Consider the following 13,356-nt stretch of genomic DNA (forward strand, 5'->3'; position numbering starts at 1 on the left):
ACCGTGGACATCGAGCGCGTGCACCCGGACCTGCGCACAGCGACACAGAAACTCCCGGTACCCGATGCCTCCAAGAAGCTGGTGCGCATCGCCATCCGGCTGGCGACCCGGCTCATGCCCGTGCCCCGCACGGAATCCGTTACCGTCACGACCGTGACATCCGGCGGCGTGCGGCTGCGGATCTACGTCCCTGACACGCGCCTCGACGAGGGCGGGCTGCTCTGGATCCACGGCGGTGGACTTCTTTTCGGCGATGCCCGCCAGGACGAAGCGCTCTGCGCGCAGACCGCCCGCGATCTGGGCATCGTCGTCGTCTCGGCCAATTACCGGTTCGCTCCCGAGCACCCGTTTCCTGCCGCGCACAATGACGTCTACGCCGCGTGGCAGTGGATGCTCGCGCACGCAGCGGAGCTCGGCCTCGACCCGGCTCGACTCGTCGTGGGCGGGGAAAGCGCCGGCGCCGGGCTCGCCGCGGCCCTCGTGCAAAGGCTGCACGACGACGACGCGGTTCAGCCGGTTGCCCAGTGGCTGTTCGCCCCCATGATCGACGACCGCACCGCCGCCGACGAGAGTCTCGACAGCGTCGACCACTGGGTGTGGAACAACCGCGCCAACCGGGTGGGGTGGAGCGGCTACCTGGGCGACGACTTCGCGCGGCACGATCTCCCGCCGTACGCCGCGGCCGCGCGTCGCACCGATCTGCGCGGTCTGCCACCGGCCTTCATCGCGGTCGGTGACATCGAGTTGTTCTACGCCGAGGATCGGGACTACGCCGACCGGCTTGAGCAGGCCGGGGTTCCGGTGGAACTCGACATCGTTCCGGGTGCACCGCACGGTTTCGAGAATTGGGCACGCGACACCGAACCCGCGCAGGCGCTCATGCGCCGGGCGCACGCCTGGCTGCGGGCAGCGTTGGCGAACGTCCCCGTGTAGGCGCGGCAGCTGTGGCCCGTCGGCATCCTCATCGGCGGCAGAGATGGGCCACCTTTGGCATAAGCAGGTGGTGAGCTCGAAAGGAAATAGTGAGCTAAAAAGGACGGAATTCGAGATCTGATCCTTTTTAGCCGACTATCTCCTTTTTAGCGTGCGTCGCCAGGCATCCATTTGGAGCAAAAGGTTGACGAATTCTCGCACGCCCTCTAGCTTTGGTTTACGGTAAACCGTTATCGGTTAGCGAAGAGGAGTCAATGATGACGAGCGTGTCTTTCGTGAATGAACGAAGCCCCGTGCCCCAGGCGCAGGCGCTCGGCGAGCACGTCGTCACCCAGTTGCGCCACGCCATCGTCGCCGGTGAGATTCCGCCGAACACCCACCTGGTTGAGTCCCAGCTGTCGATTCGGTTCGACGTGAGCCGCGGGCCCATCCGCGACGCCCTGCGCCAGCTCGAGTCCGAAGGCCTGGTCGAAAGCCACCGCCGCGGCGTCTTCGCCGTGGGCCTGCGTTCGGCCGACGTGGACGAGCTCTACATGCTGCGCGAAATCCTCGAAGTGAAGGCACTCGAACTCACTCGCGGGCACTCCGCCGACACCTCGTGGGATCTGGTGGAGGGCAACCTCAGCATCATGAAGGACCGCGTGGCGGCCAACGACTCGCTCGGCTTCTCCCGCGCCGACCTCAACTTCCACTCCGCGTTCTACTCTGTGGCCGGCGGCAAGCGGCTCGAGAGCATGTGGAAGATGTACGAGCCCACCTTCGCGGTGATGCTCGAACTGACCAATGCCGAAGACCGCGACCTCGGCCCCACCTACCAGGACCACCTCGACCTCTACACGACGCTCCGCAACGGCGACATCCCCACCGCCGTCGAGATGCTGCGCGTGCACCTGCAGGGCTCCCGCGACCGACTCACCAACGCCTTCAACCGGCTGCACGCCGAGGCCTGACCCTCCCCCTATCTGTCCCGCTGATTCCTGGCGTCGTCCCGTAATCCGTTCTGCCCGTTTCACCCCCGCACTACTCCGCACCACTCCGCACTGCCCCGTTTCCAACAAGGAAGTTGAAAAATGACACTGCCCCGCACCCTCAAGCTGACCGGAGTTCTGGCGGCTGCCGCCCTCACCCTCACGGCGTGCTCCTCCTCCTCCCCCAGCGCCGACGGCGCCGAAGAAGTCTCGGCCTACCCCGAAGGTGACATCACCTTCATCGTGCAGGCGGCGGCCGGCGGCGGCTCCGACCTCACCTCCCGCGCCCTCGCCAGCGAGCTGGAGAAGGAGCTCGGTGTCTCGGTGATCGTCGAGAACCGCCCCGGCGCATCCGGCTCAACGGCCATGCAGTACATCGCCGACTCCGACCCGGATGGCTACACCATCGGCTTCGTGCCCGTGGAGATCTCGATGCTGGCGCACCAGGGCTTCGACATCGACCCGGCCAACTACGACTTCCTCGGCCAGATCATGCTCGCCCCCGGCGTGATCTCGGTGCCCAACGACAGCCCCTTCGAAACCCTCGACGACCTCGTTGCCGCCGGCAAGTCCGGTTCGGTCACCATGGCCAACTCCGGTGCCGGCTCCATCTGGGAGGCCGCCGAGCTGGGCCTGGCCGACCTCACCGGCGCCACCGTTGTGCCCGTGCCCTTCGACGGCGGCGGCCCGGCCGTGGCCGCGGTGATGGGCAACCAGGTCGACGCCGCCGTGGGCGGCACCGCCGAGACGGCGGCGGCGCACAACGGCGGCCAGCTGCGCGCCCTCGCCGTGCTGCACGACGAGCGCCACCCGCTGCTGCCCGACGTGGAAACCGCTGAGGAGCTCGGCTACGACCTGAACTTCGGCGGCTGGGGCGGCGTCTACGCCCCGACCGGACTGCCGGATGACGTGCGCGAGGCCCTCGCCGACGCGATCGCCACCTCCGCCCAGTCGGACTCGTTCGTCGACACCATCACCAAGAGCGGCGCCCTGTCGGTCTACAAGACGCCGGCGGAGTTCACCGACTTCATCGACGACGAGTACTCCCGCTTCGCCAGCCTGCTCGAAGTCAAGTAATCATGAGGCCCAGTTCGTCCACCACGAGTGGCCGTGCGGGCGCGACGGATGCGGGCGGCGAGCGCCCGACCCCGGCGCCCCGCTGGCCCGAGATCACCATCGCGCTCACCGCCGTGGCCCTGACCGGCTCGGTGCTCCTCCTCGCCAACGCCATCGAGTTGCGGCTGGAGCTGCCGGGGCTGACCCCGCGTTCCTGGCCCACCTTCCTGGGCGCACTGGGCCTCGGCTTGTCCCTCATCCTGCTGATCACCGCCCTCGTGAAGGCACCCCGACCCAGCGACGACAACGAGGCAACCACCCGCGCCGGCTGGATCAAGCTCCTGCTCGCGGTCGCCGCCACCATCGTCTTCATCGTGGTGTGGCCGCTCACGGCCTTCGTCGTGGCGGCACCGGTGTTCGTCTCCGCGGTCACCGCGATCGGCGGCGGGCGGGGCATCCGCGCCCTGATCATCTACCCGGTCGTAATGACCGGCGCGCTCTACGCCATGTTCAACCTCCTTCTGAGAGTGCCCCTATGAACCCCCTGGAATCCGGGCTCGCCGCGGTCGTCGACCCGGTCACCCTGCTCTGCCTCATCATCGGCCTACTCGTGGGCACCCTGGTCGGCGTGTTCCCCGGAATCACCGGATCGATGGCGGTGGCCCTGGCCGCCGGCTTCACCCTCACCCTCGAACCCGTTCAGGGCCTGGCCGTACTGCTGAGCATCTACGTCGGCGCCAACTACGGCGACCGCATCCCCGCCATCCTGGTGAATACACCGGGTACCCCCGCCGCCATCGCCACCACCTTCGACGGCTATCCGATGGCCAAGCAGGGCAAGGCCGGGCTCGCCCTGGTGATCTCCGCGCTGGCCTCGACGGTGGGCATCCTGGTGTCGATGGTGGTCTTCATCATCGCCGCCCAGCCCGTGGCCAAGCTGGCGCTCAACTTCGGGCCGCCGGAGATGTTCGCCCTCGTGGTGTTCGGCCTCACCATCATGATCTCCATCTCGTCGAAGTCGATCGTGAAGGGCGTGCTCGCCGGGGCCGTGGGCCTGACGCTGGGCACCATCGGCCGCGACCCGATCACCGGCGATCAACGGTTCACCTTCGGCATCAACGACCTCTCCGGCGGCCTGGACTTCATCGCCGTGATCATCGGACTGTTCGGCATCGCCGAGCTGTTCGACCAGCTGCTCACCCACCGCGAGCAGAAGACCAAGCCGATCTCCTCCCTGGGCCGCTGGTGGCCCAACAAGAAGGAGTACAAGGAGATGGGCAAGCCGATGGCGCTCAGCACCGGAATCGGCATCGTGGTCGGCATCGTTCCCGCCGCCGGTGGCGACATCGCCGGCCTGATCGGCTGGGACCGTGCCCGGGCCATTTCCAAGAACAAGGACAAATTCGGCAAGGGCTCCATCGAAGGCATCACCGCCGCCGACGGTGCCTCCAGCGCCACCCTGGGCGGCTCACTGATCACCACCATGGCGCTGGGCATCCCCGGCGACTCGGTGATGGCCGTGATGATCGGCTCGATGATCATCTGGGGCCTGCAGCCCGGCCCACAGCTGTTCACCAACAACCCCGATCTGGTCGTCTCCATCGCGGCGATCATGATCGTCGCCACGGTGGTGTCGCTCGGCATCAGCCTGGTACGGATGCGCGGCATGGTGAAGCTGATGGACCTGCCCAACTACTACATCTGGTCGGCCATCCTGATCTTCTGCGTGGTCGGCACCTACACGGTGACCAACAACATGTACACCGTGATCGTGATGCTCATCTCCGGCGTGATCGGGCTCGTGATGAAGCGCACCGGCTTCCCCGCCGGCCCGGTAGTGCTCGGGCTGTTGCTCGGTCCGCTGGCCGAGGCCAACCTGCGCCGCGCGCTGCTGATCGACGGACCGACGATCTTCTTCACCGAGCCGATCTCGGCCGTTATGCTGAGCCTCGCCGCCCTGGCGATCGCGGTGCCGATCATCGCCAAGGTGCGTGGCGCCCGGCGCGGCAAGGGCGACCCCGGGTCGCTCGAAGACCGCCTCGCCGACCGCACCCAGCGTGAGGCCGCCGAGTCGAAGTCCGAGCGCTGATGGGCGCCACCGGCGTCTCCACCGGCCTCGACACCGACCTCGACACCGCCGTGCTCCTCGACATCACCGCTGGCGTCACCCGCGACTGGGTGGCCCGGCCCGGCACCAGCGGCGGCGTGCAGTGCCACGCCTCCACGGTGCTGGCCGTGGGCGACTCCCTGCTGTGCGCCTGGTTCGCGGGCACCAGGGAGGGCAGCCCCGACAACGGCATCTTCCTGGCCGTGCGGCAGCCCGGCGGCGGCTGGGGCGACCCCTGGCAAATCGCCGGCCCCGACGACCCGGCCGACGCCGTCGCGCACTGGAACCCCGTGCTCGCCCACGCCGCAAACGGTGACGTGTGGCTGTTCTTCAAACGCGGGCCGCGCATCTCCGAGTGGGCAACCTGGCTGTGCACCAGCGCCGACGACGGGGCCACCTGGACTGCACCGCGAGAACTGGTTCCCGGCGACACCGGCGGGCGCGGACCGGTGAAGAACCCGCCCGTGCGTGCAGCCGACGGCGCCTGGCTCGCCCCGGCATCCACCGAGAGCTGGGCACCCGCCGGCGCGATCTGGGGCGCCTTCGTCGACCGCTCGACCGACGACGGCCGCAGCTGGAACCGGGTCGACATCCCACTCGACCGGTCCACCCTCCGCGGGGCGGGCGTCATCCAGCCCGCCCTGTGGGCCACCGGCGAGACCGTGGGCGCGCTGCTGCGGTCGTCGGAGGGGCACGCCTACCTGGCGTTCTCCCCCGACAACGGCCGCACCTTCGCGCCGGCCGTGCCCAGCACCCTGCCCAACAACAACAGCGGCCTCACCGTCGCCCAGCTGCCCGACGGCTCGCTCGCCTGCGTGCACAATCCCACCGGCACCAGCTGGGGCGCCCGCTGCCCGCTCGCCGTCTCCGTCTCCCGCGACGGCCGGCACTGGCAGACCGTAGCGATCATCGAGAACGGGCGGATGCCGCTCGGCGGGCTCACACCCAGCCTGCCCGAGGCCGCCCGCACCGGGTTCGAGCCACACGACGACGGCGTGCGCACCGACGGCACCGGCGAGTACTCCTACCCGGCCGCGGTGGTGCACGGCGACCATCTCCTCATCACCTACACCTGGCAACGCCGGGGAATCGCCTCTGCCACGGTGCCCCTCACTCTGCTCAGCACCCCGCTTGCCCAGCCCGAATCAAACCGAAAGATGCAGCCATGACCGCACAAATCGTCAGCGCCCTGCCCATTCCGTTCAGTGCCGACGGCGCCATCGAGTGGGACACCTTCGATGCGCTCCTCACCCGGGTCTCCCCCCACGTGCACGCGGCCCTGGTCGCCGGCACCACCGGCGAGTTCCCGGCCCTCGACGACGACGAGCGCCAGGAGGCGTTCTTCCGCGCCTGCCGGGTGCTCGGCGCCGAACGGGTAATCGCGCACATCGGGCACGCCAGCCTGCGCCAGGTAGTGCGCGTGGGGCGGGCCGCCGCGGCCCTCGGCATCACCCGCATGGCCACGCTCACGCCCTACTACCTTCCGGCCGACGACACCGCGGTGATCGAGTTCTACCGCGGGGTCACCAGCGCGCTGCCCGGCATCGAGCACTACGTCTACCTCTTCCCCGAGCGCACCGGCATCGTGGTCTCGCCGGCCGCGTTCCACGAGATCATGGCGCTGCCCGGCGTGCGCGGGGCCAAACTCTCCGGCGCCGCCACCGACCTTCTGGTGGAGTACATCGCCGAGCTGCAGCCGGGGCAGGAGCTCTACTCCGGCGACGATTCCACCCTGCCGACCGTGCTGCGGGAGGGCGGCACCGGGGTGGTGTCCGGCGTTTCCGCGGCCTACCCAGAGACCTTCGGCCGCCTGGCCGCGGCCCTGGATGACGATGTCGACGGCGCCGACGCCGTGAGTCTCCAGGCCACGGTGCAGCTGTTGGTGGCGCTCACCGGGCCATCCATCATCCGGTTGAAGGCCGCGGTGTCGGGCAATGTGCCCGGCGGCTGGGACTCCCGCATGTCGATGGCCGCCATCGACGACACCCTGCACGGCGAGCTGCTCGACATGGCCGCCCGCAACGCCTGACCCGTTTTCGAGAACCAAGGAGATCCTGTGACCAGCTACGCCTTTCCCCAGCCCCTGCAGCGCCCGGCCCTGCTACCGAAGACCGTGTACATCATCGCCAGCGGCGACCTGCGACTCAGCGCCAACACCGCCGGCTGGGCCACCCAGCAGCAACTCGAAGCCGATTTCGCCCGCGCCGTCGCCGGCTTCGGGTTCGCGGTGCACCGGGCCCACGACGTGAACCCCGCCACCGGGCACGGCTTCATCGACAGCCAGCGCGCCGGGCTCGACGTCTTCCGCGGCATCCCCACCGACGCCCCGCTCGTGGTCGTCGACGCGGTCTGGCAGTACAGCCACCACGCGCTCGCCGGCCTGCGCTCGCACCAGGGCCCGATCCTGGCCGTGGCCAACTGGGCCGGCGACTTCCCGGGCCTGGTCGGGCTGCTCAACCTCACCGGGTCGCTCACCAAGGCGGGCATCGGCTACTCGTCGCTCTGGAGCAAGGACTTCAGCGACGACTGGGCGGTGGAGAAGGTCGGCGAATGGCTGACCACCGGCGGCATCGTGCACGACCTCAGCCACGTGCGTGACCTGGGCGCCCTGCCCGACACCGACGAGGTGGCGCTGGGCCGCGGCCTCGCCCGCCAGCTGCAGACCGAGAAGGCCATCATCGGTGTCTTCGACGAGGGCTGCATGGGCATGTACAACGCCATCATCGACGACGAACTGCTCAACGCGCTCGGCATCTATAAGGAGCGGCTCTCCCAGTCGGCGCTGCTTGCCGAGATGAACACGGTGACGGATGCCGAGGCGCAGGCCGTGCGCGACTGGCTCGACGGGGTGGCCTTCACCTTCCACTTCGGGCCAAACGACACCGCCGATCTCACCGAGGCGCAGGTGCACGAGCAGATGAAGATGTACGTGGCGGCGGTGCGGATCGCGGATGATTTCGGGGCCGATGCCATCGGCATCCAGTACCAGCAGGGTCTCAAAGACATGGTGCCCGCCTCCGACCTGGTGGAGGGGCTGCTCAACAACGTGGAGCGGCCGCCCGTGTTCTCCCGCGACGGCGCGCGCGAGCTCTACGCCGGCGCCGCGCTGCCGCACTTCAACGAGGTCGACGAGGGCGTGGCCGTTGACACACTGGTGACCAACCGCATCTGGACGGCGATGGGTCTGGACCCGGCCAACACCCTGCACGACATCCGTTGGGGTGAGCAGTACGGCGACGAGTTCGTCTGGGTGTTCGAGATCTCCGGCGCCGTGCCCGCCTCGCACAACGGCGGGTACGACAAGTCGCACGGTAACCGCCAGCCCGCCGTGTTCTTTCCCAAGGGCGGCTCTACGCTCTCGGGCACGTCGAAGCCGGGCGAGATCGTCTGGTCGCGGGTGTTCATCATGGACGGCGTGCTGCACGTGGACCTGGGCCGCGGGCACGTGGCCGACCTGCCCGAGGAAGAAACGCAGCGACGACTGAACGCCACCGACAAGCAGTGGCCCATCATGCACGGCGTGCTGCACGGGGTGTCGCGCGACCAGCTGATGGCCCGGCACAAGGCCAACCACCTGCAAGTGGTCTACGCCCCCGATGTCGAGACCGCCGACAAGGCCCTCGCGGCCAAGGCGGCGTTATTCGCCGAGCTGGGTGTGCTCGTGCACCTCTGCGGCGACGTCGCCCTCTAACTACTCGAGGCGGCGGCGCTGCACGCGGGCACCAGAGCGCCGTGGCGGCTTCGCGGCACCTCGTCTGACTGGATGATCCCGCTATAGCGGGCGCATCCAGCCAGCCGGGGCGCGCCGAGTGGGGCAGCACCGAACGCTTCGGGCGGGGCATACTGGGAGGTCAATTCGAATGTCGGAGGCGGTGAGCACAACGAACGGTCCCACACCCTTTGAAGTACACGAGTCGGGCGCGCTCTTGCACGGCACCAAGGCGCAGTTGGCCGTGGGCGATCTGTTGGTTCCCGGGCGCGGTTCCAACTTCGAAGACGGCCGAACCGCGAACCATGTCTACGTCACCCTGACGCTGGATGCCGCGGCCTGGGGCGCCGAGCTGGCCGCGGGCGAGGGCCCCGGGCGGATCTACCTGGTGGAGCCCACCGGCGCGCTCGAAGACGACCCCAATGTGACGGACAAGAAGTTCCCCGGCAATCCCACCCGGTCGTACCGCACCCGCGAACCCGTGCGGGTCGTGGGCGAACTCCTGGATTGGGTGGGGCATCCGCCCGAACAGGTGCAGGCCATGCGCGACGCCCTCGCCGACCTGAACCGCCGGGGGCTCGCGGTCATCGACGACTGACACGTTGGGCTTCCTGGGGCGTGGACCACTCACCGCACCTCCTGCGGGTACGAGGTGCAGTGACGGCGGAATGCCCTCGAGGTTTCCTTCAGCACGAGCCCGGCGCACTCCGGGCCGAGCAGCGCTCCGCTAGATCCACCCACGCTCCCACGCGGTTGCTGCGGCCTCGGTGCGGGAGTCGGCCGCGAGCTTCGCCATCGCGAAGGAGATGTGGTTGCGCACCGTGCCGTGCGCCAGGCCGAGCTGTTTGGCGATGTGCCGGGTGGGCAGTCCCTCCCGGGCCAGCCGGAGCACATCCACTTCTCGGGCGGTGAGCGGGCTCTCCTCCTCGGTCAGCGCCGCCGTGGCCAGTCGGGCGTCGATATACCGCTCGCCGGCGGCGACCGAGCGGATGATCGTGGCCAGCTCCGACGCGGGCGTGGACTTGGGCACGAAACCGCGCACCCGGGCGGCGAGGGCACGTTTCAGGGTGCCGGGCCGGGCATGCCTGGTGACGATGATCACCTGCGTGTCCACCAGACGCAGCAGGCGCTGGGCGGCATCGATGCCGTCGAGCCGGGGCATCTCCAGGTCGAGCAGCATGATCGCCGGGCGGTGCTCGATCGCCGCGGCCACCGCGTCCTCGCCGTCGGCCACGTCGGCGACGACCTCGAGGTCAGGTTCGAGCGACAGCAACGCCACGAGGGCACCGCGGATGAGCTCCTCGTCATCGGCGATCACCACCCGGATCATCGGCCGGCCACCGATCGGGTCGCCGGGGCGACCGGAGCGCGGCCGTCGGCGGGCAGCACATTTTCCGGAGAACCGGCCAGCGCACCACCTGGCGCGGCAGCGACATCCGTCGTCGGCACCCGCACCACCAGCGTGAAAGTGTCGTCAGTGCGGCTGGTCTCGACCGTGCCGTGCTGCGCCGCCACGCGGTGCGCCAGTCCGGCCAGGCCCGTTCCGCCGCGGCGCACCGGGCCTGCCGCGTTGTTGCTCACCGTCAACCGGTACTCCCCGGTGTCGGCGAGCACGAGCTCGATCGTGGCCTCGGTGGCCTTGCTGTGCCGCAGCACGTTGGTGGCCGCCTCCCGGATCGCGACCGCGAACACGGCGCCGATCGCGGTGGACATGCCCGGTGTCTCGATGTGCGCCTCGCAGCGGATGCCCGCCGAGCGCAGCACCGCCGCCGCGTTCCGCACCTCCACGGCCACGGTGACCGTGCGGTAGTCGTTCACCACCGCGCGGGTATCGTCAAGGGCCGCCTGCGCGATCACGCGGATATCGGCGATCTCGCGGGCGGCCTGCTCCGGGCGGGCGGCCAACAGTCGTTCGGCCAGTTCGCTCTTCAGCGCGATCACCTGGAGGTTGTGGCCCTGGATGTCGTGCAGATCGGTGGCGAACCGCAGCCGTTCCTTGGCCACCGCGAGCTCGGCCGCGGTCTGCCGGGCGGTCTCCAGCCGCAGCACCACCTGCAGCGCCCAGACCGCGCTCAATGGCATGAGCGTGAACACGGCCAGGGTGCCGAGCACGATGAGGTCGGCAGTGTCATCGGTGCCGGCCGGGGCCACGGGCGGCGAGGCGAGAAGGCCGATCACGCCCCCGCCCGCGATGACCAGGTAGGTGCCGAGCACCACCGTGGTCTTCCACCACCCGTGCACCAGGCAGCTGAGCACGCCGCCGGCCAGGGCGAACAAGAACGCCCAGCCCCACCCGGCGAACGGAGCCGGCACGGCCAGCAACCATGCCGCGCCGGCCAGCCCCAACAGGGCCAGCACGAGCGGATGCGTGGGCGCGGCCTCCCCCGCCACCCGCAGCAACAGCGGGATCGCGGCGAGCGCCGCGCCAACCGCGCCCAGCGTGAGGACCGTGAGCAGAATCATCCGCGGGGTGAGGGGCAGAGTGACCCCCAACAGCAGTTGCGTGAACCCGCCGACGAGCACCACCAGGCCCAGGGTCAGCACGGTGGAGCGGCGCATCATCCGCAGATCCGCGGTGCCGCCGGGCGCGGGCTGCTCGGTGGGCGTCATGACTTCAGCGTATCGACAGCGCGGCGAGGAACTCCGTGGTGCCCGCGGCGATCTCGGGCGACAGGGTGTGGTGCAAGTAGTGGTCACCCGTGAGCTCGATCACCTGGCCGGTGTCGACGCTCGCCGCCTGCTGCTCGTGCAGGGCCACCCAGCCGGCCACGTCGGTGTCGTTCGACCGCACAAAGAGCAGCACCGGTAGCTGGGCGGGGAAGGTCGCGCCGCTGACCGCGGCAAAGTTGGCCGGAGTGTTCTCCATCTCGTTCACCAATGTCGGCGCCGACGCGTTCTTGCTGCTGAGCAGCTTCATCTGGGTCACGGTCTGCTCGTCGAAGGACAGGCCCGCGTACGGGTCGGGCGCCAGAGCGGTGAGGGCCCGGGTGATCCCCAGGTTGCCCAAAGTCGCGATCAGGCCGGCCGGGATCGGCTCGTCCGCGCCGGGCTGATAGGGCACGCTGCTGTCGATCCCGACGAACGCGATGAGCTCATCGGCGTAGGCGGCACTGTAGGTGAGGGCGTAGATGCCCGCGATGGAATGGCCCATCAGTACGTACCGCTCCACGCCCAGGTACTGGAGCGCCTCGTGCACCTCCCGGGTGATGTTCGCGGCGGTGCGCGGGGTATCGGTTTGGTCGCTCAAGCCGGCCCCGAAGGGTTCGACCGCCACAACCCGATAGGTGTCGTCGAGCTCGTCGATCAGGGGCTGGAAGTCGAGCCCGGGCGCCGCGGTGCCGAGGCCGGGCAGCAGCACGATGGTCTGGTCGCCGTCGCCGCTCTGCACGACGTTCATCTCCTTGCCGTCCACGGGCACACGCTGCCCATAGTCGGTGATCGAGGAGGCCTCGGAGGCCGTGGCAGCGACATTGACCACCGCGGTCGTGGCGACGAGCAGCACCGGAATCGCCACGAGCACGCCGAGGGTGGTGATGGCGATGCGCAGGGGTTTCTTCATGGGAACTCGTCTCGGTTGGGCCAGGCGATGGGATCGCTTCGGCGGCGTGAGACCAGCCAATCAAGCCGGTGATGCGCGCGGAAGTGCCCGGGTGTCACCGCCAACCGTGACACCTGTCACGAGGAAAACTGAAGCGGCGCCAGACTTCGCTGGCGCCGCTTCGGTCGGTGGATCGAACTAGTGCACGTGTCGGTAAGAAGTTGTCCTCCTTGTCAATCGTCTCGGGTGTTCACTGTTTCCGGGTCTGCCCGCATCCAGGGCGGGGAGCGGGCCCACGCGGTGACGGAGCTCTGGCGCCCCACCCTCACCGGCGTCGAACTCATCCGCCCACGCCTTGGCACAGCCATCGGCACCGGCCCCGCACCGAGCGCTGTCGGCGAACCCACCAGGGTGCGCACGATGTCATCGAACAACACCCCAACGATCACGTTCTCGGCATCCGCCAGAACCTGTAGATCGTGGTCACGCCACGGTTCGGTGCGCGGCACGGCTGCTGCGACGAAGGTCATGGTCACCTCCTGAATCGAGCGCCACCGCTGGTCAACCAGCGGTCACGGACTGCTGCTGCTGGTTGCTGTTCTGCACCTCGATCTTGCGCGGCTTCGCTCGCTCGCTGACCGGCAGCAGAACCGACAGCACCCCGTTGTCGTAGTGGGCCGAGATGTTCTCGGCATCGATACCCTCGCCGAGGTTGAACTGCCGCAGGTACGACCCGAAGGGGCGTTCTCGGGCAATCCAACTCACGCCGTCCCGACTGTCGGCGGTGCGCCGTGCCCGGATGCTGAGCAACTGACCGTCGATGTCGATATCGACGCTGCCCGGGTCGAGCCCCGGCATGTCGGCGTTCAGCACATAGCGGTCGCCGTCGCGATACAGGTCGACGGGCATGAACTTCGGGCCCTGCTGGGTGCCGAGCAGGCTGCCGGTGAGACGGTCCAGCTCGGCGAAAGGATCAAAAGTCATAGCCATGATGAGGAGTCCCCTTTCTGGTTGATGCGTGTGTAATTGTTTCGGCTCCCGGAGC

At 68.9% G+C, this 13,356-nt stretch carries 14 protein-coding genes; 9 read left to right on the plus strand and 5 right to left on the minus strand.

Annotated elements, in window-relative coordinates; translation table 11 throughout:
- Positions 1 to 3: 3 nt before the first annotated feature.
- The 9 genes from CTB96_RS17035 (at position 4) to arr (ending at position 9,371) form a co-directional block, all read left to right on the plus strand.
- Positions 4 to 933, plus strand: a complete 930-nt coding sequence (locus tag CTB96_RS17035) for an alpha/beta hydrolase (RefSeq protein ID WP_110127986.1) — start codon at positions 4 to 6, stop codon at positions 931 to 933.
- Positions 934 to 1,208: 275 nt separating this feature from the next.
- A complete protein-coding gene (locus tag CTB96_RS17040; RefSeq protein WP_219993279.1) occupies positions 1,209 to 1,883 on the plus strand; it encodes a GntR family transcriptional regulator in 675 nt (224 codons plus the stop codon).
- A gap of 120 nt (positions 1,884 to 2,003) precedes the next feature.
- Entirely contained in the window at positions 2,004 to 2,978 is a 975-nt protein-coding gene (locus tag CTB96_RS17045) for a tripartite tricarboxylate transporter substrate binding protein (RefSeq protein WP_110127988.1), read from the plus strand.
- Positions 2,979 to 2,980: 2 nt separating this feature from the next.
- Positions 2,981 to 3,496: a tripartite tricarboxylate transporter TctB family protein gene (locus CTB96_RS17050; RefSeq protein ID WP_110127989.1), complete on the plus strand. Its 516-nt coding sequence runs from the start codon at positions 2,981 to 2,983 to the stop codon at positions 3,494 to 3,496.
- A complete protein-coding gene (locus CTB96_RS17055; RefSeq protein ID WP_110127990.1) occupies positions 3,493 to 5,046 on the plus strand; it encodes a tripartite tricarboxylate transporter permease in 1,554 nt (517 codons plus the stop codon). Before CTB96_RS17050 ends, CTB96_RS17055 begins: the two co-directional genes overlap by 4 nt.
- Positions 5,046 to 6,233 (plus strand): sialidase family protein, encoded by a 1,188-nt coding sequence (locus CTB96_RS17060; RefSeq protein ID WP_110127991.1) that lies wholly within the window; start codon positions 5,046 to 5,048, stop codon positions 6,231 to 6,233. Before CTB96_RS17055 ends, CTB96_RS17060 begins: the two co-directional genes overlap by 1 nt.
- Entirely contained in the window at positions 6,230 to 7,093 is an 864-nt protein-coding gene (locus tag CTB96_RS17065) for a dihydrodipicolinate synthase family protein (protein ID WP_110127992.1), read from the plus strand. Before CTB96_RS17060 ends, CTB96_RS17065 begins: the two co-directional genes overlap by 4 nt.
- A 27-nt stretch (positions 7,094 to 7,120) precedes the next feature.
- The gene (locus tag CTB96_RS17070) at positions 7,121 to 8,755 is read left to right on the plus strand and encodes a fucose isomerase (protein WP_110127993.1); all 1,635 of its coding nucleotides are present in this window, start codon (positions 7,121 to 7,123) and stop codon (positions 8,753 to 8,755) included.
- A gap of 181 nt (positions 8,756 to 8,936) precedes the next feature.
- Entirely contained in the window at positions 8,937 to 9,371 is a 435-nt protein-coding gene (arr, locus tag CTB96_RS17075; protein ID WP_248283425.1) for an NAD(+)--rifampin ADP-ribosyltransferase, read from the plus strand.
- Positions 9,372 to 9,500: 129 nt separating this feature from the next.
- On the opposite strand, the gene CTB96_RS17080 is transcribed toward arr, so the two are convergent.
- The 5 genes from CTB96_RS17080 to CTB96_RS17100 form a co-directional block, all read right to left on the minus strand.
- Complete coding sequence (locus CTB96_RS17080) at positions 9,501 to 10,103, minus strand: response regulator transcription factor (RefSeq protein WP_110127995.1); 603 nt, start codon at positions 10,101 to 10,103, stop codon at positions 9,501 to 9,503.
- Positions 10,100 to 11,383: a sensor histidine kinase gene (locus CTB96_RS17085; protein ID WP_110127996.1), complete on the minus strand. Its 1,284-nt coding sequence runs from the start codon at positions 11,381 to 11,383 to the stop codon at positions 10,100 to 10,102. The genes CTB96_RS17080 and CTB96_RS17085 overlap by 4 nt, the downstream gene beginning before the upstream one ends.
- A 4-nt stretch (positions 11,384 to 11,387) precedes the next feature.
- Positions 11,388 to 12,332: an alpha/beta fold hydrolase gene (locus CTB96_RS17090; RefSeq protein WP_110127997.1), complete on the minus strand. Its 945-nt coding sequence runs from the start codon at positions 12,330 to 12,332 to the stop codon at positions 11,388 to 11,390.
- Positions 12,333 to 12,544: 212 nt separating this feature from the next.
- The gene (locus CTB96_RS17095; RefSeq protein ID WP_110127998.1) at positions 12,545 to 12,841 is read right to left on the minus strand and encodes a hypothetical protein; all 297 of its coding nucleotides are present in this window, start codon (positions 12,839 to 12,841) and stop codon (positions 12,545 to 12,547) included.
- A 31-nt stretch (positions 12,842 to 12,872) separates the two neighbouring features.
- The gene (locus CTB96_RS17100; RefSeq protein ID WP_110127999.1) at positions 12,873 to 13,301 is read right to left on the minus strand and encodes an Hsp20/alpha crystallin family protein; all 429 of its coding nucleotides are present in this window, start codon (positions 13,299 to 13,301) and stop codon (positions 12,873 to 12,875) included.
- Positions 13,302 to 13,356 lie beyond the last annotated feature (55 nt).

This window comes from Cryobacterium arcticum (assembly GCF_003185895.1).
Lineage (GTDB): Bacteria > Actinomycetota > Actinomycetes > Actinomycetales > Microbacteriaceae > Cryobacterium > Cryobacterium arcticum.